Raw genomic sequence first — 23,975 nt, forward strand, 5'->3', positions numbered from 1 at the left:
GGCGTATCCGGCGGCGCATCAGACCTGCCGCTTCCTGCCGCGCTTGCTGAGCAGGAAACCGATACCGACCCCGGCGACCAGCCCGATGCCGACGATCCACCAGATGCTGATGGACGTACTGTCGCTGTCCTGCTTCGAGTCGGGGGCCTTCGCCGAAGCGGCGGGGGCCGGGCCGGTCGCGTTGAGCTGCTTGACCAGGTCCGCTCCGCCGAAGTCGTGCGGGTCGGCCCCGTTGGCACGGGCCGCGAAGATCAGCTGGGCGTACGCGGCGGGGCCGCTCTGTCTGGCCCAGGCGGCCGTGTGCTGCTCCAGCCAGGCAAGTGGCTGCTTCGCCTGCGCGGTCAGGCCGTCGGCGCCGAGTGCCGTCACCGCGTCGGCGGTGTTGCCGTAGTCGGGCTGGTCGTCGGCGCCCGGCATCGCGGACTTCAGGTAGGCCTTGCCCGCGGTCGCACCGGCGAGGTACGTGGCGCCGTTGTGCGCGGTCTGCGCGGGAGTGGAGGCGTTCAGACAGCCGGTGCCGCCGGCGTCCTTGCCGCCCGGTCGCGGTGCCAGGCCCGCGCCCAGGGTGCCCAGCACGGCGGCGCCTGTCGCGTCGGCGTTGGCGTACAGCTTCCCGGACTTCTTGTCGGGCTGGTACGCGAAGCCGCCTCCGCCCTCCTTGGCGTCGCACGGGATCGAGAGCGAGACCAGCACCTTCTTGGCTTTCGCCGTCGGCTCCCCGGCCGCTGCGAGGGCGCCGATCACCACGGATGTGGAGTTCGCGTCACTCGCGCCGCCCGGGTTGTAGCTCCAGCCGCCGTCCTTGCCCGCCACGGACTTCAGCCACCCGGCGCCCTTCTTCACGGCGGCGTCGTGGCCGCCGAGCGCGGACAGCGCCTGTACGGCGGCCGCCGTGGCGTTGGTGTCCATGAGGTCCTTCTCGCCGCACGGCTTCGTCGCGTCGGCGCGGAAGGAGGCGAAGCCGCCGTCGGCGCACTGCTGCCCGGTCAGCCAGTCGACCGCCTTCGCGGCGGGGCGCACCCCGTTGGCGTCCTGCGCGATCAGCGCGAGCGACTGCCGCCAGACACCGTCGTACTTGGGGTCCGTCTTGCCGTAGAGACCGGAGGGGAGCGCGGCGGCCGACGGTGCGGGGGAGTCGGCGAATGCCGTCGGGGCAGCGGCCGCGCAGAGTACGGCGGATGCGGCGAGCGCGGTGGCGCTGCGGCGAAGGGTCATGGCGGGCGGGGCCTCTCCTGCGGGGAAGCCGGGGGACACGGGCCCCACTGGGGCACCGGGCTCCGGCTCCGTGTACCTCGACGGTGCCGGCCACCGGAGGCTTCCGGTGGCGCGAGCCGGTCACTTCCGTGCGGGACGGTCCGGCTCACCGCCGGGAGGGGCGGCTGCCGATCGGGGTCTCCCCTGGCCGAGCGGGCCCGAGAGCCCGGGAAGGGGCCGACGCCGGATTTGCACCGGCTTCCCCCTGCGCGGGTGTGATGACGACCTTCCTACTGTACCGGCCGCCCTGGGCCCTCCCCGGGGGTGGTCCCGGCCCGCTCCCGCCCCGGGAAGCGCTCCGCGCCGACACGAACGGGGACGGCGGGGCGGACATCGGAACCGCGGGTGGAACCGGCGGCGGGGGCGCGTACGCAGACGGACGGCGGCGCACCGCTGGATCCGGTGCGCCGCCGTCCGTTGCTGCCCTGTGCGGCCCGTCGGCAGACCGGGCCGCCCGTGCCTACTTGATGTCGATCGGCCCGTTGTCGCCGTTGCCGTCCCCGGTCTTCCCGCCGAGGTAGCGCTGGATCTCGGCACCCCGGCCACCCTGGTGACCTTCGGCGTCCCGCGCGCCCAGGTTCTTCCGCACCGAGTCGAGGATCGTCAGACCCTGGCCCACGAGCCCGGCCGCGATCTCGCCCAGGCCGTCCGCGCCGTTGAGCACGTTCACATTGGCGCCCGCGAGACCGGATGCGGCCTCCTTGACGATCTGCGGAAGCTGGTCGATCAGCATCCGGTCGAGGGCGACCCGGTCGTACGACGCGGCAGCAGCGGCCTGGATCTTCATCCGCTCGGCCTCGGCCACGGCCAGTACCCTGATGCGCTCGGCGTCCGCCTCGGCGGGCTTCACGATCTCGGCGACGAGCTGCTGCTGACGCAACTGGGCGGCGCGCTCGGCCAGTTCGGTCTGGGCCGCGAGCACCTCCTGCTGGGCGTGCGCCTGGGCGAGCGGGCCGGCCTGGGCGGCCTCCGCCTGCGCCCGGTCCACCTCGGCCGAGTACTGGGCCTGCACGACGGCGGTCTGCCGCTGGTACTCGGCCTGGTTACGGGTGGCTTCCTGCTGCGCCTCGACGGAGGCCTGGGTGGCCTGCGCCTGGGCGATCTGCGCCTGACGCTGGATGGCCGCCGTGTGCGGGGCGGACATGGCCGAGATGTAGCCCGTCTCGCCGTCGTCGATCGACTGGATCTGGAGCGAGTCCACGATGAGGCCGATCTTGGCCATCTCCGTCTTCGAGGTCTCCAGTACCTCGGTGGCGAGCTTCTGCCGCTCGGTGACGATCTCCTCGACGGTCATCGAGCCGATGATCGACCGGAGGTGACCGGAGAAGATCCGGCCCGTCAGCACCGACATCTGGTCCTGGTCGGAGAGGAAGCGCTGACCGGCGTTGACGATGCTCTCGGTGTCGTTGCCGACCTTGAACGCGATGACGGCCCGCACGGTCAGCACGATGCCCTGGCGCGTCACACAGGTCTCGGCGACCTCCGCCTCGCACATCGCGAGCGTCAGGAAGCGGGTCTTGCGGAAGACCGGAAGCACGAACTTGCCGTGGCCGGTCACGACCCTGAAGGGCGCACCGCCCAGACCACGCCTGCCTCCGGAGATGAGCATGGCCTCGTCCGGCGCTGGAACGCGATAACCCAACATCCTTGGTCTCCTTAGTCGGTGTCGCCGGGGTCGAGGGTCAGCGCATCCAGCGGATCCACGGGATCGGCCCACTCGATGACGTCGACCTGGCGAGTACCACGGGATTCGATCACGAGCACTGTCGCCCCGTACGACAAGGGCTCTTCGGACCAGGCGAGGAAGGCCTCCCAGCCGCCCCTGACCTGGACCAGAACCTCACCTGGGCCGGCGGGTCCGCGCGTGGCCAGGACCAGCTTCCCCGTGCAGCCGATCACAGCCTCGTCCGGCGCCATTCGGCGGCCGCCCCCCTCGTGATGTGCGGTACTGAGAGCATGACCCTAACGCTACTCCGACCAGCGGACTATCCTCCGCTGGTCCCGAGTTCGGCGGTGGCTGACGGGCGGGCCGCCGCATGGCCGCCGGCGCCGGGCGCGGGCGTCCGCGACCCCGGACCCCGTTTCCGGCTATACCGCCGCATAGGTGACGGGGTCGCCGCCGGGCAGGGCCTCCACCCGCCCCAGCTTCACCAGCCGGCGCAGATGGGCCTCGGCCTCCGAGACCGCGATGTTGCGTGAGCCGTGCGGAATCTGCTCCCAGGGGCGGTTCCACTCCATCCGCTCGGCGATCTGCCAGAGGGTGAACGGCCGGGCCAGCAGGGCCAGCAGGTCCCGGAGCCGGTCCTCGTGGTGGGCGAGCAACTCCCGTACCCGCGCCGGTGCGTCGGTGAACGCGTACTGATGGGCGGGCAGTACCTCGGCCGGTGCCAGCCGGCCGATCCGCTCCAGCGAGTCCAGGTAGTCGCCAAGGGGGTCCCCCCGCTCGGACGGAGCTGAGAGCGGGGGCGGGCCCCCCGGCCCGGCCGCGGCCGGGAACGGGCCGCCGGAGACCGTGGCGTCGTCGGGATCCTCGTAGAGGCCGATGTGCGGGGTGATGCCCGGCAGCAGATGGTCGCCCGAGAAGAGCCGCCCGTTGCCCGGCCGGTTCGCCGGGTGCTCCTCGTCCAGATGGAGGCAGACGTGGCCGGGTGTGTGTCCTGGTGTCCAGACGGCGCGCAGTCTGCGGCCGGGCAGCGGCAGCAGGTCGCCGGGGATGATCTCGCGGTCGGGGACGGCGGGTCGCAGCCCCGGCAGCGTCCGGGTCCGGCCGGCCGCGCGCAGCGGTGCGAGGTGTTCCTCGGGCGCCCCGGCGGCGGTGAGTTTGCGGTGGAGATATTCCAGCCAGGCCGCCGGTTCGGAGCCGCGGGCGCGCTTGACGATCTCGGTGTCGGCCGCGTGCATCGCCAGCCACGCCCCCGAGGCCTCGCGCACCTGCCCGGAGAGGCCGTGGTGGTCGGGGTGGTGGTGGGTGATGAGGACGCCGTGGATGTCCGTGACCGGGATCGAGAGGGCTGCGAGGCCCGCGGTCAGGGCGTCCCAGGACGTGGGGTCGTCCCAGCCCGTGTCGATCAGTACGGGGCCGCTGTCCGTCTCGACGACGTGGACCAGGGTGTGGCCCAGGGGGTTGTCCGGAATGGGGACCTCGATGGACCAGACGCCCCCGCCGTGCTCGGTCACCTGCGCCATGGCGTCCTCAACTCTCGTCCGGGGCACGTCCCGAGGACCGGCGCACCGTCCGGTCCCGCTCGCGGCTCACTATAACTAGAACTGGTTTCAATGAACCTGTGGGCCACCCCGTGCTCCCTGGGGGTTCCGGATGCGAAGTAGAACTGGTATCAGTTTCTGATACAGCGTCAGAAAGCGTTCCCCGGGAGGCAGTCAGTCATGACCGAGCTTGTGGAACACCGGCAGCTCTTCATCGGCGGGGAGTGGGTGGAACCGCTCGGCACCGAAGTCATCGAAGTCGTCTCGCCCCACACCGAGCAGGTCATCGGGCGCGTGCCGCACGCCTCCGAGGCCGACGTGGACCGCGCCGTCGCCGTGGCGAGGCAGGCCTTCGACGACGGGCCCTGGCCCCGGATGCCACTCGACGAGCGCATCGAGGTGATCACCCGGATCAAGGACGCGTTCGCCGTACGGTACGAGGAGATCGCCCGGGTCGTCAGTTCGCAGAACGGCACCCCGTACACCTCCAGCGTGATGGTGCAGGCGCTCGCGGCGATGATGGTGTGGGAAGCGGCGATCACGACCGCCCGCGCCTTCCCGTACGAGGAGCGGCGGGACGGCGCACTCGGCAAGCTGCTCGTACGGCGCGAACCGGTCGGGGTGGTGGCCGCGGTCGTGCCGTGGAACGTCCCGCAGTTCACGGCCGCGGCCAAGCTCGCCCCCGCGCTGCTCGCGGGCTGCCCCGCGATCCTGAAGGTCTCGCCCGAGACCCCGCTGGACGCCTATGTGCTCGCCGGCATCGTCAGCGAGGCCGGGCTGCCGCAGGGGGTCCTCTCGATCCTCCCGGCCGATCGCGAGGTGAGCGAGTACCTCGTCGGACACCCCGGCGTCGACAAGGTGTCGTTCACCGGATCGGTCGCCGCGGGCAAGCGCGTGATGGAGGTCGCGGCGCGCAATCTCACCCGGGTGACACTGGAGCTGGGCGGGAAGTCGGCGGCGATCATCCTGCCGGACGCGGACCTGGAGTCGACGGTGGCGGGCATTGTGCCGTTCGCCTGGATGATCAACGGGCAGGCGTGCGTGGCCCAGACCCGGATCCTGGTCCCGCGCAGCCGGTACGACGAGATCTCCGAGGCGTTCGCCGCCGCGGCGGGTGCGCTGAAGGTCGGCGACCCGCTCGACCCGGCGACCGAGGTCGGCCCGCTGGTGGCGCGCCGCCAGCAGCAGCGCTCACTGGACTACATCCGCATCGGCCAGGAGGAAGGCGCCAAGATCCTCACCGGTGGCGGCCGTCCTGCGGGCCTCGACAGCGGCTGGTACGTCGAGCCGACGCTCTTCGGGGACGTCGACAACTCGATGCGCGTAGCCCGCGAGGAGATCTTCGGCCCGGTGATCTGCCTGCTGCCCTACGGGGACGAGGCGGAGGCCGTGAAGATCGCCAACGACTCCGAATACGGCCTGAGCGGCAGTGTGTGGACGGCGGACGTGGAGCACGGCATCGAGATCGCGCGTCAGGTCAGGACCGGCACTTACAGCGTGAACACCTTCAGCCTGGACATGCTCGGGCCGTTCGGCGGCTACAAGAACTCCGGGGTGGGGCGGGAGTTCGGGCCCGAGGGGTACGGCGAGTACTTCGAGCACAAGATGATCCACCTCCCCGCCGGGTACGAACCGGCGGCGGGCGAGGGGGAGTAATGGGGGACCGCTGGCACGTGGAGGTCGACCGGTCGGTCTGCATCGGCTCCGGGATGTGTGTGAACCACGCCCCGGACGGCTTCACGCTCGACTCGGCCCGCCAGTCCCACCCGTGTTCGCCGGACACCGACGCCGGCGAGAAGGTGCTGGCCGCGGCGGAGGGCTGCCCGGTCGAGGCCATCGTGATCACGCTGCTCGGCAGCGGCGAGGCGGTTTTCCCGCCCGACGAATAGCCGCCGCCGGGGCCTGCGGAGACCGGCCGGGCATGTCCGCGAGGTCGCGTCGCCGCGGGCGTGGCGAGAGTGCGTATCGGGCGTCGCGCGCCAGGCGCGACGCTGCGGACGCGGCCTAGCGCTGTTCGTTCACGTCCGGCCGGTCAGGGCTGCCGTCCTGGCCGGTCAGGTCGATGAGGCGGCAGACCGTCTCGATGTCGATCTTCACCTGGGCGATCGAGGCCCGCCCCGAGAGCCAGGTGATCAGCGCGGAGTGCCAGGTGTGCTCGATGACCCGGACGGCCGAGAGCTGCTCCGGGGTCGGGTGCTCCAGGCCCATGGCGTCCAGGATGATCGCCGTCGTCAGCCGGGAGACCGTGTCCACCTCGGGGCTGACGCTCCGGTCGGCGAAGGTCAGCGCCCTGACCATGGCGTCCGCCAGGTGGGGCTCGCGCTGCAGCGCACGGAAGGCGCCCATCAGAGTCGACGCGACACGCTCTGCGGGGGTGTCGCCGGCGGGGGGCCGTTTGCGGAGGGCGGTGTGCAGATGCTGGAGCTGGTCCTGCATGGTGGCGACCAGCAGGTGGATCTTCGAGGGGAAGTACCGGTAGAGCGTGCCGAGCGCCACCGACGAGGACTCGGCCACCTCGCGCATCTGCACCGCGTCGAAGCCGCCGCGGCTGGCCAGCTGCGCGCTCGCGTGCAGAATCCGGCGGCGGCGCGCCTCCTGCCGCTCCGTCAGGGGTGGCGACGCCGGCTTGGCTTCCACAGTCATCTGTCCCATCCGCTCCCGCCGTGGCGCGAATCACCTGATCCGGCTGTTACGACGGTGCTACCTGCCGGTAGATTCGAAGCTCATCGAACGATCAAAGTCTGGCCGGGTTCTACCCGGGTTCTTCCGGGGCGCCCTCGGGGCACCGGGCTTGCAAGAACTTGTTCTAGATTAGCGTGGGCGACTACGCTCCGCCGAAACTGCAGTGAGAAGGGGGCCGAGTGTGACCGCTGAGGCCATAGAAGCGGACCCCCTTGCCGGCGGAGCCGCCGCCGGCGCCCGGGGCCCGCTGCGTATCGCGCTCCTCACGTACAAGGGCAACCCGTACTGCGGAGGCCAGGGCGTCTACGTCCGGCATCTCTCGCGGGAGCTGGCCCGGCTCGGGCACAGCGTCGAGGTGATCGGTGCCCAGCCCTTCCCCGTGCTCGACGAGGGCGTCCCGCTCACCGAGCTGCCCAGTCTCGACCTCTACCGCAGCCCGGACCCCTTCCGCACCCCCGGGCGTGACGAGTACCGCGACTGGATCGACGCCGTCGAGGTGGCCACCATGTGGACCGGCGGCTTCCCCGAGCCGCTGACGTTCTCGCTGCGGGCCCGGCGTCATCTCCTCGCCAGGCGGGGCGAGTTCGACGTCATCCACGACAACCAGACACTCGGGTACGGACTGCTCGGCGACCTCGGAGCGCCGCTGGTCACCACCGTCCACCACCCCATCACCGTCGACCGGCGGCTCGACCTGGCGGCCGCCGGCGGCCGGCGCCGCCGCGCCTCAGTACGCCGCTGGTACGGCTTCACGCGCATGCAGAAGCGGGTCGCCCGCAGGCTGCCGTCCGTCCTCACCGTCTCCGGCTCCTCGCAGCTGGAGATCATCGAGGACCTCGGAGTGCGCAGGGACCGTATCCACGTCGTGCACATCGGCGCCGACACCGAACTCTGGTCGCCCGACCCGGCCGTGGCCGAAGTGCCCGGCCGCATCGTGACGACGTCGAGCGCCGACGTACCGCTCAAGGGCCTCGTCCATCTCGTCGAGGCGCTCGCCAAGCTCCGTACCGAGTACCCGGCAGCCCATCTCGTCGTCGTCGGCAGACGCGCCGAGGACGGACCGGTCGCGCAGGCCATCGAGAGGTACGGACTCGACGGCGCCGTCCGGTTCGTCAAGGGCATCAGCGACGAGGAGCTCGTCGATCTGGTGCGCGGCGCGCAGATCGCCTGCGTGCCCTCGCTCTACGAAGGCTTCTCGCTGCCCGCCGCCGAGGCGATGGCCACCGGCACCCCGCTGGTCGCGACGACCGGCGGAGCCATCCCCGAGGTCACCGGCGCCGACGGCGAGACCTGTCTGGCGGTGCCCCCCGGCGACGCCGGTGCTCTGGCCGGCGCTCTCTCCCGGCTGCTCGCCGATCCCCTGCTCCGCACCCGCCTCGGCACGGCGGGACGGGAGCGCGTCCTGGCCCGCTTCACCTGGAAGCAGGCCGCCATCGGCACCGCGGAGCGCTACCGCGAAGCCATCGCGGCCCGTCGCGCAGGCGCCCCGGCACAGGCCGTACCCCCTCTCTCATCCCCCTCCTAGCGAAGAAGGCAGACCCCCGTGCTGACCGTGGACTTCTCCCGCTTCCCGCTCGCTCCGGGCGACCGTGTGCTCGACCTCGGCTGCGGCGCGGGCCGGCATGCCTTCGAGTGCTACCGGCGCGGTGCGCAGGTGGTGGCGCTCGACCAGAACGGCGAGGAGATCCGCGAGGTCGCCAAGTGGTTCGCCGCCATGAAGGAGGAGGGCGAGGCCCCCGCCGGCGCCACGGCCACCGCCATGGAGGGCGACGCGCTCAACCTGCCGTTCCCCGACGCCTCCTTCGACGTCGTGATCATCTCCGAGGTCATGGAGCACATCCCGGACGACAAGGGAGTGCTCGCCGAGATGGTGCGGGTGCTGAAGCCGGGCGGCCGGATCGCGATCACGGTCCCCCGGTACGGGCCCGAGAAGGTCTGCTGGGCACTCTCCGACGCGTACCACGAGGTCGAGGGCGGTCACATCCGCATCTACAAGGCGGACGAGCTGCTCGGCAAGATCCGTGAGGCCGGGCTGCGCCCGTACGGCAGCCACCACGCGCACGCGCTGCACGCGCCGTACTGGTGGCTGAAGTGTGCCTTCGGCGTCGACAACGACAAGGCGCTGCCGGTACGCGCCTACCACCAGCTGCTGGTCTGGGACATCATGAAGAAGCCGCTCGCCACCCGGCTCGCCGAGCGCGCGCTGAACCCGGTGGTCGGCAAGAGCTTCGTGGCGTACGCGACCAAGCCGCACACTCCGCGGGTGGGCGCGTGACCTCACCGGGCCGTACGGAGCATCTGGTCCTGCCCGGAGTCCTCACGGCAGAGCAGGCCGCGCTGACGGTCGCAGGGATCCTCGCCGTCCAGCGCGAGGACGGCGCCATCCCGTGGTTCCGCGGGCACCACCTCGACCCGTGGGACCACACCGAGGCGGCCATGGCGCTGGACGCCGCGGGCGAGCACGAGGCCGCGGAGCGTGCGTACGGCTGGCTCGCCCGGCACCAGAACGAGGACGGCTCCTGGTACGCCGCCTACCAGGACGGTGACGCGGACCGGATCACCGACCGCAGCCGGGAGACCAACTTCTGCGCGTACGTCGCGGTGGGCGTCTGGCACCACTATCTCGCCACCGGCGACGACATGTTCGCCGACCGGATGTGGCCCGTGGTGCACGGCGCGGTCGAGTTCGTACTGCAACTCCAGCAGCCGGGCGGCGAGATCGGCTGGAAGCGGGAACCCGCCGAAGAGGGCGGAGCGGCTGTCGCGGACGCCCTGCTGACCGGTTCCTCGTCGGTCTACCAGGCGCTGCGCTGTGCGCTCGCGCTAGCTGACGCGCGTGAGGAGCCGCAGCCCGACTGGGAGTTGGCCACCGGCGCGCTGGGGCACGCGATCCGCAGCCACCCCGAGCGTTTCCTGGACAAGAGCCGCTACTCGATGGACTGGTACTACCCGGTGCTCGGCGGCGCGGTCGGCGGAGCGGCGGCGAAGCAGCGCATCGACGCCGGGTGGGACCGCTTCGTCGTTCCCGGCCTCGGGGTGCGCTGCGTGCTGCCCAACAACTGGGTGACCGGTGGCGAGAGCTGTGAACTCGCCCTGACGCTCTGGGCGATGGGGGAGTCGGACCGTGCGCTGGAGATCCTCCAGTCCATCCGGCACCTGCGCGCGGACGACGGCCTGTACTGGACGGGGTACGTCTTCGACGACCGGGCGCTGTGGCCGCTGGAGCGCACCAGCTGGACGGCGGGATCGCTGCTGCTCGCGGTGGCCGCCCTCGGCGGGGACGAGGCGACCACCGCGGTCTTCGGTGCGGAGCGGCTGCCGGCGGGGCTCGAACCGGACTGCTGCCGCTGACGGTGCACCGCGGTCGCTGCCGCCGGCCGCGGTGCTCGCCCCGCAGGCCGGCGGCTCAGTGCCGGCGTACCCGGCCCGCGACCAGGTGGCCGATGAAGAGGTACACGACCGCCGCGAGACCGTAGCCCGCGACGACGCGGGCCCACGCCTTGTCGAAGGTGAACAGGTCGCGGGACCAGCCGGCCAGCCAGTCGGCCGTGTTGTGGACGAAGGTCACCAGGTCATTGGCCCGGTTCGCGTCCAGCAGATACATCAGGATCCACAGGCCCAGGATGAAGGCCATGACATCGGCGATCACCATGATGACGTTCGCCGCCGGACTGCTGCCGTTCGAATATCTGGACATGGTCGAACGTGTTGCCGCTTGTGCGTGCGTGAAACCCGTGGCTCGAAAACCCGTACGGCCCTTCCCGGCTCGCGGTGGGTGCACGGCCGGGTGACGCTGCGGCAGTACGGGGTCGCGCGCCGCGCGTCCCGCCCAGTCCCGGTCCCCGGAGGTCCCGTGGTCACCCCAGCCCCGCTCCGTCGCTCCGTCGTCGCCGTGGCCCTGTCCGGTGCGCTGCTGGCCGGAGGTACGGCCTGCTCCAGCACCGGCGCCAGGAACACCGCCGCGCCGCAGGCGGCCCATGCGTCACCGACCAGCACGGCCCAGAAGCAGAAGCTCGCCAAGACGCGCTTCATCGCCAACGCGGGACTCGCGGCCGGTGCGACCTACCAGTGGATCGTGAAGCCGTACAAGAAGGGGAAGTTCAAGAAGGGTGCGAACGGCAGGACCTTCACGGTCATCAAGGCGGGGCTGGCCGGTACGTTCGCGTACAACAGGCTCAAGGCCGCGCTGAAGAACGCCAAGGGCGACCCGCTCCTGTCCAAGGCGGTCGCGCCGCTGACGGCCGGTGTCGCGTCGCTGAAGAGCCTGCCGAGCAAGCTGCGCAAGGGCGACGGCAACGCGGCGAGCACGTTCGACGGGGTGATCAACTCGGTGAAGGACGCGGGGAAGAGCGCGGGCGCCGACGTCAAGGACAAGGTGCCGTCCACCGGCCAGCTGTCCGGGGGCTGACCAACTCCTGGGGGCCGCCCCGGAGCCGCGGTACGCGGACCTGTCTGCCCGCGGTTCCGGCGGGGCCCCGGGAACGACTTCGCGCGCCCGCCGTGGAACGGCGGGCGCGCGAAGTCGGAAAGGGAGTCGCTAGGCGACCGGGGCGTGGCCGAGGTCGATGTCGAAGCCCGCCTGGTCGGCGCCGTTGACCCGCAGAGACGTGGCGACAGGCGCGAACCCGCTGGCGATCACGGTGTACTCGCCCTCGTCCAGATCGGTGAAGCCGTAGGTGCCGTCCGAGCCGGTGGTGACCGTGTCGATCACGTTCCCGGCCAGATCGATCAGCGTGACGTTGGCCTCCTCCAGCGCCTGACCGCCGGGGTTGCGCACGGTACCGCTGATCCGGGCGCCGGGTGAGAGCGCCACCTCGTACCAGTTCGACGCGCCGCTGGCGACCTCGGCGGGCATTGCCGCCGGGCGGTACCCGGCAGAGCTGACCGCCAGGGTGTAGCTGCCCGCGACGAGCTCGCGCAGTTCGAAGCCGCCGTCGGCACCGGTCGGGCCGGAGGCGATGACCTCGCCCCGGTGATCGGTGGCCACCACGAGGGCGCCGGTCAGTGTCCCGCCGCGCGCCGCGTCCCGGACCACGCCGGAGAGCGCCGCAGCGCCGCTGAGCAGCAGGTCGAAGCTGAGGGGCTCGGCCCCCACAGCCACGGTGGCCGCCTGCGGCTGACGGGCTCCCGCGGAACCGATCAGGATGTAGGTCCCGCTGCCGGGCGTACCGAGTGCGTAGCGCCCGTCGTCACCGGTCACCGTGCGGCCGAGCTGACGGCCGCCGACGTCGATGAGGGTGACCACCGCCTCCCGGACCACGCCGCCGTCGCTGTCGCGGACCAGGCCGTGCACCGGAGGCCCCGTGAGGTCCGGCCCCGCGTCCTGGAGGAGCAGTGTGTCGTCGGGGCGGCGGTGGTGGCCGTGGCCCGTACCGCCGAGCCCGGCGACCGCCGCCGGGTCCGCCCCGGTGACCCCGGCGAGCGCTGCCGTCGCGGTCTCGTCGGGTGCCGGTGCAGCCGGGGCGGCCCCGGCACTCTCGCCCGCCTTCGCGGCGTCCTCCGCCGCGCGTGCCTCAAGACCGGAGACCTGGCGCAGCGGCACCTCCTTGATGAACAGCACCAGCAGGAAGGCCAGCACGATGACGCCGGCACCCAGCAGGAAGACGACGTGCATGGAGTCGGCGAAGCCCTGCTTGAACGGCATGGCCAGGCGCGGGTCCAGCTTCTGGATGAACGAGGAGTCGCTGAGGACGCTCGAACCGCCGCCCCCGCCCGGGTTCTTCAGCATGTCGAACACCGGCTTGTTGGCCGGGTTCGACACTACGGACGGGTCGTGCAGCGCAGCCTGGAACTGCTGCGTGTGCGAGGCGGCCCTGAACGCCGAGGAGATCTTGTCGCCGACGTTGCTGAACAGCACCGACAGGAAGATCGCGGTACCTGCCGTGGCGCCCATCTGCCGGAAGAAGGTGGACGAGGCGGTCGCGACGCCCATGTCCTTCGGCGGCACCGCGTTCTGCACCGCGAGTACCAGCGTCTGCATGCAGCAGCCCAGGCCGAGCCCGAAGACCAGCATGTAGATCATGGTCTGCCACAGCGGCGTGTCCCACTGCACCTGGAAGTGGAACAGCAGCATCGCTGCGACCATCAGCACCGTGCCGATGACCGGGAAGATCTTGTAGCGGCCGGTCTTCGAAGTGACCTGGCCTGCCGCGATCGAGCTGATGATCATGCCCAGCATCAACGGCAGCATTTCCAGGCCGGACTTGGTCGGACTGGCGCCCTTCACGATCTGGAGGTACTGCGGGATCATCAGCATCCCGCCGAACATGCCCATACCGATGAGCACGGCGAGCACGCTGGTCTTGCTGAACGTCCCGTTGCGGAACAGCCGCATCGGGATCAGCGCGTCGTCCCCCATCCAGCGTTCCACGAAGATCCAGGCGATGATGCCGACGGCGCCGATCCCGTAACAGGCGAGCGACCGCGTCGCACCCCAGCCCCAGTCCCGGCCCTGCTCGGCGACGAGCAGCAGCGGAACCACACCGATGGCGATGGTCACCGCACCCCACCAGTCGATCCGGTGGTTGCGGCGGACATGGGGGATGTTCAGCACCTTCGCGACGACGAACAGCGCGATGATGCCGATCGGCACGTTCACCAGGAAGACCCAGCGCCATCCGGTGATGCCCAGGATGGTGTCCTGACCGGCCAGGAAGCCGCCGATCAGCGGGCCCGCCACGCTGGACGTGGCGAAGGTGGCGAGCATGTAGCCCTGGTAGCGCGCCCGTTCGCGCGGCGGCACGATGTCACCGATGATCGCCAGCGCGAGCGACATCAGGCCACCCGCACCGATGCCCTGGAAGGCACGGAACGCGGCCAGCTCGTTCATCGAGGTGGAGAAGGTGCACATCGCCGAACCGACGATGAAGATGGTGATCGCGGCCAGGAAGTACGGCTTGCGCCCGTGAAGGTCGGACAGCTTGCCGTACAGCGGCGTGGTGATCGTCGAGGTGATCAGGTAGGCGGTGGTCGCCCAGGCCTGCGCACTCAGTCCGTGCAGGTCGTCAGCGATCGTCCTGATCGAGGTGCTGACGATGGTCTGGTCCAGAGCGGCCAGGAACATGCCCAGCATCAGACCGCTCAGGATGGTCAGGATCTGCCGGTGGCTCAGTCCGCCCGGCGTCGGTATCGCCTTCGCCTCCACGGCGGGCGGGGATGTGGTGCTACTCATTCGTGCTTTCTCCCTGCTGTGCAGCTCTGCCCGAGTCCCCTCCGGTCCCCAGCTGCATGTGTTGATGTCTCACCAAGTCGTCGGTCAAGCGGGCCAGCAGCCGCATCAGCTGATAGCGGTCCTCGCCGGGCCAGGCCTGCAGGAACGTGGCAAGCTCGGCGTCCCGCTGGCTGCGGTACTCCTCGAACCTCGTGCGCCCGGCTTCGGTCGCGGAGAGCAGCGAGCCCCGGCGGTCCTCCGGATCGGTGTGGCGCTCCACCAGGCCGCGCTCCACCAGGGAGCGCACCTGCCGGCTGACCGTCGACAGGTCGAGGAACGCGTCCGCGGCCAGGTCGGTCGCCCTGCGTGAGCCGTCGTTCACCAGCCGGGCGAGCAACACCCGGTCGGCAGCGCCCGCCTCGGTCCTGGCGCGGTGCTTCCACGCCGTGATCAGGCGGGTCATCCGGACCAGTTCCGCGCCCAGCACGGAAGCGGTCTCCTCGGCACTCGCGGTGCCCTCGGCGGCGACTGGCCGCGCCGTCCGCGCACCGCTCTCAGCCGTACTTTTGATCATCGCAGTCCATTTAATTGCTTGTACCTAGCAAGTTATCGTAATGCATGCCTGAGGTAACTGTCTCCGGGCTTGCACGGGGGACAGGTGTACGGCTGAGCCCCCGGTGCGGCCGGCCGTCCGCACCGCCCGGTCACGTGCTCCCGGGGTCATTAGGGTGGTGCCATGACGTCACTGGGACATGACCGCTACTGCGGCGAACTGCTCCGGCAGACCGACCTGTTCAGGGAAGCGCTCGCGGGCGCCGACCTGACGGCGAAGGTGCCGACGTGCCCGGAGTGGAGCCTGGGCGAGCTGGCCCGTCATGTCGGCCGGGCGCACCGCTGGGCCGGGACCATTGTACGGACCCGGGCCACCGAGGTCGTACCGGACCAGCAGGTGCCGGACAGGGCGGGCCCCGCCGACGACGAGCCGGCCGCCCTGGACGCATGGCTGGCAGCAGGTGCCGCGGAGCTGGGGGCGGCGCTGCGGGAGTCCGGCCCCGACGCCCGGGTGTGGACGTGGGCGGCCGAGCAGCGCGCCGGTTTCTGGGCGCGCCGGATGGTTCACGAGACGGTGATCCACCGGGCGGACGCGGCCCTGGCGGCCGGTGTGCCCTTCGAGGTGGAGGCGGAGGTCGCCGCGGACACCGTCGACGAGTGGCTGGAGATCCTGGCCTTCGCCCAGGCGTCCGGCGACGAGGACGTCGCGGAACTGCGGGGAGCGGGCCGCTCGCTCCATCTGCACGCCACGGACGTGGCCGGGGCGGAGTGGCTGATCGAGTTCGCCGATGACGGGTTCAGCTGGCGCCGGGCACACGAGAAGGCCACGGTGGCGCTGCGGGGACCCCTGGTAGAGGTGGTCCAGGTCTTCTACCGGCGGCTGCCTGCGGACAGCGCCGGGGTGGAGGTGCTGGGGGACAGGGAGCTGCTGGACTTCTGGCTGGAGCGGGCTTCGTTCTAGTCGCCGCTCCAGGTCCATTCACGAACGCATCACTCGGGGAGCCGTTCCCTGTCTCGTCCGTCCCAAGAGATCTGAGCCGGGTCAGGGTGACGGGTCACCCTGAACTGCCCACGGTCTGACGGGGACGGGCCCAGGCGGTACGGGTTGTAAACCACGCCGCGACAATGAGCAGAAGCAGCCCGACGGTCGCCGCGGTGGCAATCCAGAGGCCAGGCAGCGCGTGAAGCGCGACCAGGCCGTTGGCCTGCTGCAGGGCATCTTCGGTCGTGTGCATCCTGGTCGCGGCCTGCGCCAGGGTGTATGGATCCCTGAATAGTTCAGCCACCGGTCCGAGAGCCGTATACGCACAAGCACCCGAGAGCATCCCCACAGCGCTGTCAGTGGAGCAGGCCCAAGCCGCGAGAAGCCCAATCCCCGCGATGAGGACGGTGAGCACAATCACTTGCGCCGCCCATTGCGCGGGGTAGTCGGACACGAGACAGCAGGAATCGAGTCGGGTGGTTCTGGTGGCGCCGTTCTCCGCCAACCTCACCGTCACGATGTCTTCCTGCCAAGGCAGCCATCTTCCGATGATCCAGGCACCTGCACAGATCACACTCAGGCCCGCCCAGCCGGCACTTGCCCAGGTAACCCGAAAGCGCAGGTCCCCGGTCCGCTTCAGGGACATCACGGCCACCACCGCTCCGGCGGTGGTGAGCACGGCCGAGGCGATCCCCCAGTAGAACCCCGGTGCGGGTGCGTAGAAATCCTGGGCCCCGGACGGCCCGGAACGGAGCGCGGACACCCAGTCCTGAATGTACGTGGCGGGATAGAGGAGCCCACTGACCGCGCAGATCCAGAGGCCGAGTCGGGCACTGCGCCTCATCGCCACGAGCAGGCTCCCGGCGATCACAATCGTGATCAGGGAAATGTTGAACGCCAAGTCGGAGCCATTGTCATGGAGCTTGTAGGACCCTCCCGACACGCCGACAAGCGCGTAGGTCGTGCGCACCTGGATCACCGCGCACAGAGCCGCTGCCGGCCCTGCTCCGACCGCTCCATGGCGCAGTCCGGGACGAGGCTTCTCCGAAGGTCCACGTCTGGTGGCCGGCGAAGTGTCCGGGCGCGATGCCGCCGTTACGGTCCTGGTCGGTGCTGACGCCTTGGGCGTACGCGGCGTGAGTTCGGCCAGGGCGGCTTGAGCGGTGGGCCGGTCGGCGAGGTCCTTGGCCAGCAGCCGGACGATGAGGTCGGCCAGCTCCTCGGCGTGCTGCGGAGGCTCGGGGTGGTGGGCGACGACGGCAGCGAGGGATGCCTTGGGGGTGTCGCGCTGGAATGGAGAGAAGCCCTCCACCGCGTGGTAGAGCGTCACTCCGAGGGAAAACAGATCACCGGCGGGGCCGTCACTGCCGCGTTCGATGCGCTCAGGGGCTACGTAGTCCAGCGAACCGATCAGCACGCCGCTGCTGGTGATCCTCGTGTCGCTCTCGTGCACGGCGAGGCCGAAATCGGCGAGCAGGATCCGGCCGTCGTCGGCCAGCAGCACATTGGATGGCTTGACATCCCGGTGCACGATGTCCGCCGAGTGCGCAGCCTCCAGTGCCGACAGCACCCCTGCCGCGATCGTCCGCACGCGTCCGACCGGAAGGCGGCCGTGGGCGCGTATCTCATCAGCGAGTGTGTGCCCGGAGACGAGTTCCATGACGATCCACGGGACATTTCCCTCGACTACCACGTCGTGGACGGCAACGATGTTGGGTCGAGTGCGCAGTTGGGCGGCGTTACGCGCCTCTCGCATGGCCCGAGCTGCCCGTTGCGCCCGTTCCTGATCGGATCCGTCCGCGGGAAGCGAGACCGCTTTGACCGCGACGTCGACGCGTAAGTTTTCGTCCCGAGCCTTCCATACGCGCCCGAACCCGCCCGATCCCAGTTCGCATATGAGCCGGTAGCGCCCGGCGACAAGCACACCCGGCTCACCCTCGTCCGCCACTCTTGCCCCCGCTGATCGCCAACCCCAGGACCAGCGCACAGCATGGCACAGCCCAACAAGAGCCCTGGCGCGGTCCGTGCCGACCTGGTGCCTTCCAGATCGCGCGCCATCACGGGGCGAACGTTGCCCGCCGCGGGCCCAGCGGCGCCGCGGCAGGCTCCCCTCGGCTGATGGACCTGGCCCGCACTGGATTCCGGCAGCCGCTCCGGACACCCGTGGGCGAGCTGTCCGTGCCCCGGGCCTGCGTTGTCCGGCCCGGCCCCGGACTCAGCTGTTCAGCTCCGCCAGTACCCGTAGCGTCGTGAGGTCGGGTGCTGTCACCAGCAGGTCCGTCACCGGGCCCTTGCGCCACAACTCCAGTCGCTCCGCGATACGTTGGCGCGGGCCCACCAAGGAGATCTCGTCGGCGAACGCGTCCGGGACCGCCATGACCGCCTCCTCCTTGCGGCCCGCCAGGAACAGCTCCTGGATCCGGTGGGCCTCCGCCTCGAACCCCATCCGCGCCATCAGGTCGGCGTGGAAGTTGCGGGCAGCGTGGCCCATGCCGCCGATGTAGAAGCCGAGCATCGCCTTCACCGGGAGCAGGCCGTCCGCCACGCTGTCGCACACATGGGCACGGGCCATCGGGGCGATCATGAAGTCCTCCGGGAGCCCGGTGAGCGCCGCCTCGTAGACGTCGGCGCGGGTCGGCGACCAGTACAGGGGGAGCCAGCCGTCCGCGATGCGGGTGGTCTGGGCGATGTTCTTCGGGCCCTCCGCGCCCAGCAGGACGGGGAGCCCGGCCCGCAGCGGGTGGGTGATCGGCTTGAGGGGCTTGCCGGTCCCGGTGCCGTCGGCCCCCCGGTACGGGTGCGAGTGGAAACGGCCGTCCAGCGCCACGGGAGCCTCGCGCCTGAAGACCTGGCGGATGACGTCGACGTACTCGCGGGTGGCGGTGAGCGGACTGCTGGGGAACGGGCGGCCGTACCAGCCTTCCACCACCTGTGGCCCCGAAAGCCCCAGCCCCAGCATCATCCGGCCGCCGGAGAGGTGGTCGAGGGTCAGTGCGTGCATCGCGGTGGCCGTGGGGGTGCGGGCTGCCATCTGCGCGATCGCGGTGCCCAGCTTGATGCGGGAGGTGTGAGCCGCTATCCAGGCCAGGGGGGTGAAGGCGTCGGACCCCCAGGCCTCGGCGGTCCAGACGGAGGCGTAGCCGAGGCGTTCGGCCTCCTGGGCCAGTTCGAGATGACCGGGGTCGGGGCCGCGGCCCCAGTAGCCGAGGGCGAGTCCTAGACGCATCGTGAAGCCTCCCGGTCGCAAGGTATCTGACGGGTCGTCAGGCGACTGTAAGGGCAACGGCCCCCGCCCGGAAGGGGCGAGGGCCGTGAGGCGCAGGACCGGTCGGACCGTCCTGATCCGGAGGGAAGAGGCTATCCGCGCTGGATGCCCGTGGTGTCCTGCAGTACGCCGCGGCGGCCGTCCTGCGTCTGCGCGATCAGACCAGGACCGCGCTGCTCGACCGCGAGGTACCAGGTGCCCGGTGCCAGCTCCGCGATGGGTGTCGGCGAACCGTCCTCCGCGTACAGCGGGCGGGCCACCGGAACCGCGAACCAGAACGGTGCGAACTCCCCGGCGGGAGCGTCACCGGCGGGCTGCGCCTGCTGTGCGGCCGGGGGCTGCTGGGTGTCCTGCGGCTGGCCGGGCTGACCGCCGAACGCGGCGGGCTGAGGCTGGCCGGGCTGCGGCTGGGCGCCGTAGGGGTGCTGGGCCTGCGCGCCCGGGTATCCGTAGCCCTGGCCCGGCGCGCCGGCTGCCTGCACGCCGTACGGGGACGGGGTCACGGCGGCCGGACGCGGGGCGCTCATCAGCGGGGCCTTGAGGGCGGGGAGGAGCGGTCCGGCGACAGCCGCACCCGCGAGCACCAGGGCCGCGATGAACCCGAGGATGAGGCCGGCCCCCCGGCTCGAAGCGTCGATCAGGGTCCAGAAACCGGTCCAGGCGGCGAAGATGGTGAACGCGACGCCGAACTGGGCCATGTCCAGACCGGCGACCTTGCGCGGCTGGGGCAGGGAGCGGGCCACGGTGATCAGGGCTGCCCCGATGACGCCTGCCACGTAGATGGCCATCAGTGTGCCCAGCGAGTCCCATGCGGTGGGGTTGCTGAGGTTCGAGCAGTAGGAACCGCTGCACTGGTTGCCGTAGGAGGTGAGGTCGAGGAACGAGGCGATGAACAGCACCACCGCTGCTCCGATCACCACGCCGTCGCCTCGTGTGAGGGAGCGGATGTTCACGTAGGAATCCTTTGTAGTCGGCTCGTCGGGGCGGCGTGGAGCTCGGGGGCGGCTCCCCGTCGTAGGGGTGAATCTATCGTCTGCCCCGGTGGGTCGTGTGCCGGGTCTCGTCACTCCGCGTGGAGAAAGCTGCTGATGCCGTCCGCGATCCCCTGGGCGGCCTTCTGGCGCCAGCTTCCACTGGTCAGCAGAGCGGCATCCTTGGGGTCACGCATATTGCCGCATTCGATGAACACTTTGGGGACGGTTGAGAGATTGAGCCCCCCGAGATCGCCACGGGTGTCCAACCCCGTACCTCCGCCGATGTAGTTGGAGGGCGCACTTCCGGTTTCCCGGACGAAGTTCCCGGCGATGCGGGAGCCGAGGTCGTGAGACGGGGCCACGATGCGCGCGGTGTTGGCCCCGCCCGCCTTCACTCGCGCGGGAAGGATCACGTGGAAGCCGCGGTGGCCGACCGCTGAGCCGTCGGCGTGCACGGAGACGGCGGCGTCCGCTTTCGCCGTATTGCCGACCGCGGCCCGTTCGGTCACACAGGGGCCGAAACTGTGGTCGTCGTCCTGGGTCAGTCTGACCTTGGCTCCCTGCTTTTCGAGCAGGGAGCGCAGCCGGTGCGAAACGTCGAGCGTGAAACGGGCCTCGGCATAACCGTTATTGGTCGAAGTGCCGGTGGTGTCGCACTCTGTTGTGCCATTACCGATATTTACCCGTCGATTGATTTCGGTCGGGTGGCGGTAGTTGTTCGGGTTGTGCCCCGGGTCGATCACGACCACTTTCCCGGCGAGGGGCCGGTGCCCGGCGGGCTCGCCGTTGCCGGGCTTGGCGTCGCCGCCCGCCGCGTGCGAGCGGGCGGGCTGCGCGGGGGTGGTGCCCGCACCGTGGCCGGGTGCGCCGTCCCCGGCCTGTCCGGCTCCGGCGGGCGGCCGGCCCGACTCCTTCGCCGACGTGCTGTCGGCGGGCCCGTCCACGGCGTGCCAGATCAGCCAGCCCGCGAGACAGGCGGTCACGAGGGCGGCGACCGTGATCACCGCCGGGGATCTGCCGAGGCGGCGCGAGAGGGAGGGACGGTTGTCGTCATCGTCGTACAGCACGGCGCGAGCTTAGACCCACCGGCAGTTGAGGGTGCGGCGTCGCAGGCCTCGCGCGCGCTCAGATTCCCTTACCGGTGCGGCGCAGGACGCGGAGCGAGCCGGTCACCGAGACCTCCGCGAAAGCGCCGGACGCGAGGGCCCTGAGGTAGATGCGGTACGGGGCCTGGCCGCCGTCCGCCGGGTCCGGAAAGACATCGTGGATGAGCAGGAGCCCGCCGTCCGCGAGGTGCGGGGCCCAGCCCTCGTAGTCGCCGCTCGCGTGCTCGTCGGTGTGGCCGCCGTCCACGAAGACCAGACCGAGCGGACCGCTCCACGCCTTCGCGACCTGCGGGGACCGGCCGACCATGGCGATCACATGGTCTTCGAGCCCGGCCTTGTGCAGGGTGCGGCGGAATGTGGGGAGCGTGTCCATGAGGCCGGTCTCGGGGTCCACGACGGAGGGGTCGTGGTACTCCCAGCCGGGCTGCTGCTCCTCGCTGCCGCGATGGTGGTCGACGGTGATCGCGGTGACCCCGGCCGCCCGCGCGGCGTCGGCGATGAGCAGGGTGGAGCGGCCGCAGTAGGTGCCCACCTCCAGGAGCGGGAGGCCGAGCCCCGCGGCCTGCCCGGCCGCTTCGTACAGCGCCAGCCCTTCGTGCGTGGGCATGAACCCCTTGGCGGCCTCGAATGCGGCCAGGGTCGCCGGCGTGGGGGCGGCCATGGGGAACCTCCTGTGGGGGTGGGGCGGATGAGGTACGGCTGGACTGGGCTGGGCAATGGTAGTGCGGGTGCCCCGGGGGCCCTGTGCGTGCCCCCGGTCTCCCGCCGCCGTTCGTTCCGCGGGCCGTTCCGGCCCGCCCCGCCCGTCTCTCCTACCGGGTCGCGCTCGCCGGCACGGCCGAGCCCAGCCGCAGGTCCACCGCCACCAGTTCGTCCACGCTCGTGTACGCGACATGGGTGGCCAGCGGCGGACGTCCGGGCGCCGTGACGGCCAGGATGTACGCCCCGGCCGAGCGCGCGGCGAGGGCGAAAGCGCCCGCTCCGTCCGCCACCACGATGCCCGCCTGCCGGCCGCGGTGGTCGATCAGGGTGACCGTGGCGCGCGGTACCGGGGAGCTGTCGGCGTCGAGCACCCTGCCCCGGAACCCGCGGAAGTCCTGGCCGGCGGGGAGGGTCCGGATGTCGGAGAAGCTCTGCTCGCCGGGCACCGCGATGTCGGAGACGGGGGCCGTGCCGGTCGCACTCGTGGAGACGGGCTGCTGCGCGGTGGCCGCGCGCTTGCGTGAGGGCAGGAACGCCGCGAACACCAGGCCCACGGCCACCGCGACGGTCGCGATCAGGAACGAGGTGCGGAAGCCGCTCATGCTCGGTACGGAGACCGGGCCGATCGCGACCGAGGAGTGGGCGAGCACCATGCCGATCACCGCGCTCGACACCGAGGTGCCGATGGAACGCATCAGGGTGTTCAGGCCGGTTGCCGCGCCCGTCTCGGAGGGGTCGACCGCACCGATGATCAGCGCGGGGAGCGAGGAGTAGGCGAGGCCGATGCCCGCGCCGACGACGACCGAGATGATGATGGTCTGCCAGGGCGCGCTCATCAGACCGAGCCCCGCCCCGTAGCCGATCGCGATGATCAGCATGCCGATCATCAGCGAGACCTTGGCGCCGTACTTCGCGGCGATCCGGGCGTAGATCGGTGCGGTGAGCATCATGGTGAGCCCGAGCGGCGCCACGCACAGGCCGGCGACCACCATTGACTGGCCGAGGCCGTAGCCGGTCGACTCCGGCAGCTGGAGCAGCTGCGGCAGGACCAGGGATATGGCGTAGAAGGCGACACCGACCATGATCGACGCCAGGTTGGTGAGCAGCACCTCGCGGCGGGCGGTGGTGCGCAGGTCGACCAGCGGGGCCGCCACCCGCAGCTCCATCACGCCCCACAGCAGCAGGATGGCGATCGCCGCGGCGAAGAGGCCGAGTGTGGTGCCCGAGGTCCAGCCCCAGTCGGAGCCCTTGGTGACGGGCAGCAGCAGGCAGACCAGACCTGCCGAGAGGCCCAGCGCGCCGAAGGTGTCGAAGCTGCCACGGGCGCGGGTCGAGGACTCCGGTACGAAGATGAGGGTGAGTGCCATCGATACGACGCCGAGTCCCGCGGCGCCGAAGAACAGGGCGTGCCAGTCGGCGTGCTGCGCCACGAGAGCGGCGGCCGGCAGGGCGAGCCCGCCGCCGACGCCGATGGAGGAGCTCATCAGCGCCATGGCCGAGCCGAGCTTCTCGCGGGGCAGCTCGTCACGCATGATGCCGATGCCGAGCGGGATGGCGCCCATGGCGAATCCCTGGAGGGCGCGCCCGACGATCATGACCAGCAGGTTGTCGGTGAACCCGCAGATCAGCGAGCCGATCACCATGACGGAGAGACTGGCGAGAAGCATCCGCCGCTTGCCGTAGAGGTCCCCGAGCCGTCCCATGATCGGGGTGGATATCGCACCCGCGAGCAGCGTGGCGGTCATGACCCAGGTGGCGTTCGACGGGGCGGTGTCCAGCAGCGTCGGCAGGTCCTTGATGACCGGGACGAGCAGCGTCTGCATGACTGCCACGACGATGCCTGCGAAGGCGAGGACGGGCACGATGCCGCCCCTGCCGCGGGGTGCGCGCGGTTCCTCGGTGGTTGTCTCGGGCAGCGAGGGAGCGGCCTGTGTCATGCGTGAAGCCTCCGGGGGCGTGAGAGCGACCGGTCTGCGACCGGTCGTTGCATGGTGAAAGCTTCTGGAGGGGTCGTGTATTCCGGTAAACGCCGGATAAGTGTCGCGTGATCTGTGTCACCCGCCCCGGTCCCGGTATCTGACCTTCCGTCAGAATGGAACGTGTT

The 23,975-nt window shown here is 70.8% G+C and carries 21 protein-coding genes; 7 read left to right on the top strand and 14 right to left on the bottom strand.

Annotation, left to right across the window (positions count from 1 at the left end):
- Positions 1–18: 18 nt before the first annotated feature.
- The 4 genes from OG584_RS25335 to OG584_RS25350 all read right to left on the bottom strand — a co-directional run bounded on the left by OG584_RS25335 (position 19) and on the right by OG584_RS25350 (position 4,440).
- A complete protein-coding gene (locus tag OG584_RS25335; protein WP_405781155.1) occupies positions 19–1,215 on the bottom strand; it encodes a prenyltransferase/squalene oxidase repeat-containing protein in 1,197 nt (398 codons plus the stop codon).
- A 499-nt stretch (positions 1,216–1,714) separates the two neighbouring features.
- The gene (locus OG584_RS25340) at positions 1,715–2,899 is read right to left on the bottom strand and encodes a flotillin family protein (RefSeq protein ID WP_405781156.1); all 1,185 of its coding nucleotides are present in this window, start codon (positions 2,897–2,899) and stop codon (positions 1,715–1,717) included.
- An 11-nt stretch (positions 2,900–2,910) separates the two neighbouring features.
- On the bottom strand, positions 2,911–3,171 hold the full coding sequence (locus tag OG584_RS25345; protein ID WP_405781158.1) for a hypothetical protein: 261 nt from the start codon (positions 3,169–3,171) through the stop codon (positions 2,911–2,913).
- Positions 3,172–3,342: 171 nt separating this feature from the next.
- Positions 3,343–4,440, bottom strand: coding sequence for an MBL fold metallo-hydrolase (locus tag OG584_RS25350; RefSeq protein ID WP_405781159.1), 1,098 nt, complete (start codon positions 4,438–4,440; stop codon positions 3,343–3,345).
- Positions 4,441–4,638: 198 nt separating this feature from the next.
- Here OG584_RS25350 and OG584_RS25355 point away from each other — a divergent pair, with 198 nt between their 5' ends.
- The gene (locus tag OG584_RS25355; protein ID WP_405781160.1) at positions 4,639–6,114 is read left to right on the top strand and encodes an aldehyde dehydrogenase; all 1,476 of its coding nucleotides are present in this window, start codon (positions 4,639–4,641) and stop codon (positions 6,112–6,114) included.
- On the top strand, positions 6,114–6,347 hold the full coding sequence (locus OG584_RS25360) for a ferredoxin (RefSeq protein ID WP_405781161.1): 234 nt from the start codon (positions 6,114–6,116) through the stop codon (positions 6,345–6,347). Before OG584_RS25355 ends, OG584_RS25360 begins: the two co-directional genes overlap by 1 nt.
- Before the next feature lie 115 nt (positions 6,348–6,462).
- Here the strand turns inward: OG584_RS25360 and OG584_RS25365 are convergent, their stop codons facing one another.
- Complete coding sequence (locus OG584_RS25365; RefSeq protein WP_405781162.1) at positions 6,463–7,101, bottom strand: TetR family transcriptional regulator; 639 nt, start codon at positions 7,099–7,101, stop codon at positions 6,463–6,465.
- A 220-nt stretch (positions 7,102–7,321) separates the two neighbouring features.
- Between OG584_RS25365 and OG584_RS25370 the strand changes: the two genes are divergently transcribed.
- From OG584_RS25370 to OG584_RS25380, 3 genes are read left to right on the top strand one after another with little or no spacing between them, the layout of a single operon-like run.
- Positions 7,322–8,665, top strand: a complete 1,344-nt coding sequence (locus tag OG584_RS25370) for a glycosyltransferase family 4 protein (protein WP_405781163.1) — start codon at positions 7,322–7,324, stop codon at positions 8,663–8,665.
- Positions 8,666–8,683: 18 nt separating this feature from the next.
- A complete protein-coding gene (locus tag OG584_RS25375) occupies positions 8,684–9,415 on the top strand; it encodes a class I SAM-dependent methyltransferase (protein WP_164265932.1) in 732 nt (243 codons plus the stop codon).
- On the top strand, positions 9,412–10,491 hold the full coding sequence (locus OG584_RS25380) for a prenyltransferase/squalene oxidase repeat-containing protein (protein WP_405781164.1): 1,080 nt from the start codon (positions 9,412–9,414) through the stop codon (positions 10,489–10,491). The genes OG584_RS25375 and OG584_RS25380 overlap by 4 nt, the downstream gene beginning before the upstream one ends.
- 55 nt (positions 10,492–10,546) lie before the next feature.
- Here the strand turns inward: OG584_RS25380 and OG584_RS25385 are convergent, their stop codons facing one another.
- Entirely contained in the window at positions 10,547–10,837 is a 291-nt protein-coding gene (locus tag OG584_RS25385; protein ID WP_405781166.1) for a hypothetical protein, read from the bottom strand.
- A 156-nt stretch (positions 10,838–10,993) separates the two neighbouring features.
- On the opposite strand from OG584_RS25385, the gene OG584_RS25390 reads away from it, so the two are divergent.
- Entirely contained in the window at positions 10,994–11,548 is a 555-nt protein-coding gene (locus OG584_RS25390; RefSeq protein WP_405781167.1) for a hypothetical protein, read from the top strand.
- Between the two features lie 129 nt (positions 11,549–11,677).
- On the opposite strand, the gene OG584_RS25395 is transcribed toward OG584_RS25390, so the two are convergent.
- A complete protein-coding gene (locus OG584_RS25395; protein WP_405781169.1) occupies positions 11,678–14,311 on the bottom strand; it encodes an MFS transporter in 2,634 nt (877 codons plus the stop codon).
- Positions 14,304–14,864: a MarR family winged helix-turn-helix transcriptional regulator gene (locus OG584_RS25400; RefSeq protein ID WP_405781170.1), complete on the bottom strand. Its 561-nt coding sequence runs from the start codon at positions 14,862–14,864 to the stop codon at positions 14,304–14,306. The genes OG584_RS25395 and OG584_RS25400 overlap by 8 nt, the downstream gene beginning before the upstream one ends.
- A 162-nt stretch (positions 14,865–15,026) precedes the next feature.
- Between OG584_RS25400 and OG584_RS25405 the strand changes: the two genes are divergently transcribed.
- On the top strand, positions 15,027–15,803 hold the full coding sequence (locus OG584_RS25405) for a maleylpyruvate isomerase family mycothiol-dependent enzyme (RefSeq protein WP_405781171.1): 777 nt from the start codon (positions 15,027–15,029) through the stop codon (positions 15,801–15,803).
- Positions 15,804–15,897: 94 nt separating this feature from the next.
- Here OG584_RS25405 and OG584_RS25410 read toward each other — a convergent pair whose 3' ends face one another.
- The 6 genes from OG584_RS25410 to OG584_RS25435 all read right to left on the bottom strand — a co-directional run bounded on the left by OG584_RS25410 (position 15,898) and on the right by OG584_RS25435 (position 23,787).
- On the bottom strand, positions 15,898–17,772 hold the full coding sequence (locus OG584_RS25410) for a protein kinase domain-containing protein (protein ID WP_405781172.1): 1,875 nt from the start codon (positions 17,770–17,772) through the stop codon (positions 15,898–15,900).
- Positions 17,773–18,039: 267 nt separating this feature from the next.
- Positions 18,040–19,050 (bottom strand): LLM class F420-dependent oxidoreductase, encoded by a 1,011-nt coding sequence (locus OG584_RS25415; protein ID WP_405781173.1) that lies wholly within the window; start codon positions 19,048–19,050, stop codon positions 18,040–18,042.
- A 131-nt stretch (positions 19,051–19,181) separates the two neighbouring features.
- The gene (locus tag OG584_RS25420; protein ID WP_405781175.1) at positions 19,182–20,042 is read right to left on the bottom strand and encodes a hypothetical protein; all 861 of its coding nucleotides are present in this window, start codon (positions 20,040–20,042) and stop codon (positions 19,182–19,184) included.
- 110 nt (positions 20,043–20,152) lie between these two features.
- Complete coding sequence (locus OG584_RS25425; protein WP_405781177.1) at positions 20,153–21,130, bottom strand: N-acetylmuramoyl-L-alanine amidase; 978 nt, start codon at positions 21,128–21,130, stop codon at positions 20,153–20,155.
- A gap of 58 nt (positions 21,131–21,188) precedes the next feature.
- Positions 21,189–21,830, bottom strand: a complete 642-nt coding sequence (locus tag OG584_RS25430) for a class I SAM-dependent methyltransferase (RefSeq protein WP_405781178.1) — start codon at positions 21,828–21,830, stop codon at positions 21,189–21,191.
- 151 nt (positions 21,831–21,981) lie between these two features.
- The gene (locus OG584_RS25435) at positions 21,982–23,787 is read right to left on the bottom strand and encodes an MFS transporter (protein ID WP_405784280.1); all 1,806 of its coding nucleotides are present in this window, start codon (positions 23,785–23,787) and stop codon (positions 21,982–21,984) included.
- Between the last annotated feature and the right edge of the window lie 188 nt (positions 23,788–23,975).

Origin of the sequence: Streptomyces sp. NBC_00859 (genome assembly GCF_045161865.1) — a bacterium.
Taxonomy (GTDB): Bacteria; Actinomycetota; Actinomycetes; order Streptomycetales; family Streptomycetaceae; genus Streptomyces.

Bases quoted from the DNA above. Each gene is read 5' to 3' on its own strand.
- OG584_RS25355 (WP_405781160.1), top strand. From the start codon at position 4,639: ATGACCGAGCTTGTGGAACACCGGCAGCTCTTCATCGGCGGGGAGTGG.
- OG584_RS25345 (WP_405781158.1), bottom strand. From the start codon at position 3,171: ATGGCGCCGGACGAGGCTGTGATCGGCTGCACGGGGAAGCTGGTCCTG.
- OG584_RS25415 (WP_405781173.1), bottom strand. From the start codon at position 19,050: ATGCGTCTAGGACTCGCCCTCGGCTACTGGGGCCGCGGCCCCGACCCC.
- OG584_RS25350 (WP_405781159.1), bottom strand. From the start codon at position 4,440: ATGGCGCAGGTGACCGAGCACGGCGGGGGCGTCTGGTCCATCGAGGTC.
- OG584_RS25405 (WP_405781171.1), top strand. From the start codon at position 15,027: ATGACGTCACTGGGACATGACCGCTACTGCGGCGAACTGCTCCGGCAG.
- OG584_RS25360 (WP_405781161.1), top strand. From the start codon at position 6,114: ATGGGGGACCGCTGGCACGTGGAGGTCGACCGGTCGGTCTGCATCGGC.
- OG584_RS25385 (WP_405781166.1), bottom strand. From the start codon at position 10,837: ATGTCCAGATATTCGAACGGCAGCAGTCCGGCGGCGAACGTCATCATG.
- OG584_RS25395 (WP_405781169.1), bottom strand. From the start codon at position 14,311: ATGAGTAGCACCACATCCCCGCCCGCCGTGGAGGCGAAGGCGATACCG.
- OG584_RS25365 (WP_405781162.1), bottom strand. From the start codon at position 7,101: ATGACTGTGGAAGCCAAGCCGGCGTCGCCACCCCTGACGGAGCGGCAG.
- OG584_RS25430 (WP_405781178.1), bottom strand. From the start codon at position 21,830: ATGGCCGCCCCCACGCCGGCGACCCTGGCCGCATTCGAGGCCGCCAAG.
- OG584_RS25335 (WP_405781155.1), bottom strand. From the start codon at position 1,215: ATGACCCTTCGCCGCAGCGCCACCGCGCTCGCCGCATCCGCCGTACTC.
- OG584_RS25340 (WP_405781156.1), bottom strand. From the start codon at position 2,899: ATGTTGGGTTATCGCGTTCCAGCGCCGGACGAGGCCATGCTCATCTCC.
- OG584_RS25400 (WP_405781170.1), bottom strand. From the start codon at position 14,864: ATGATCAAAAGTACGGCTGAGAGCGGTGCGCGGACGGCGCGGCCAGTC.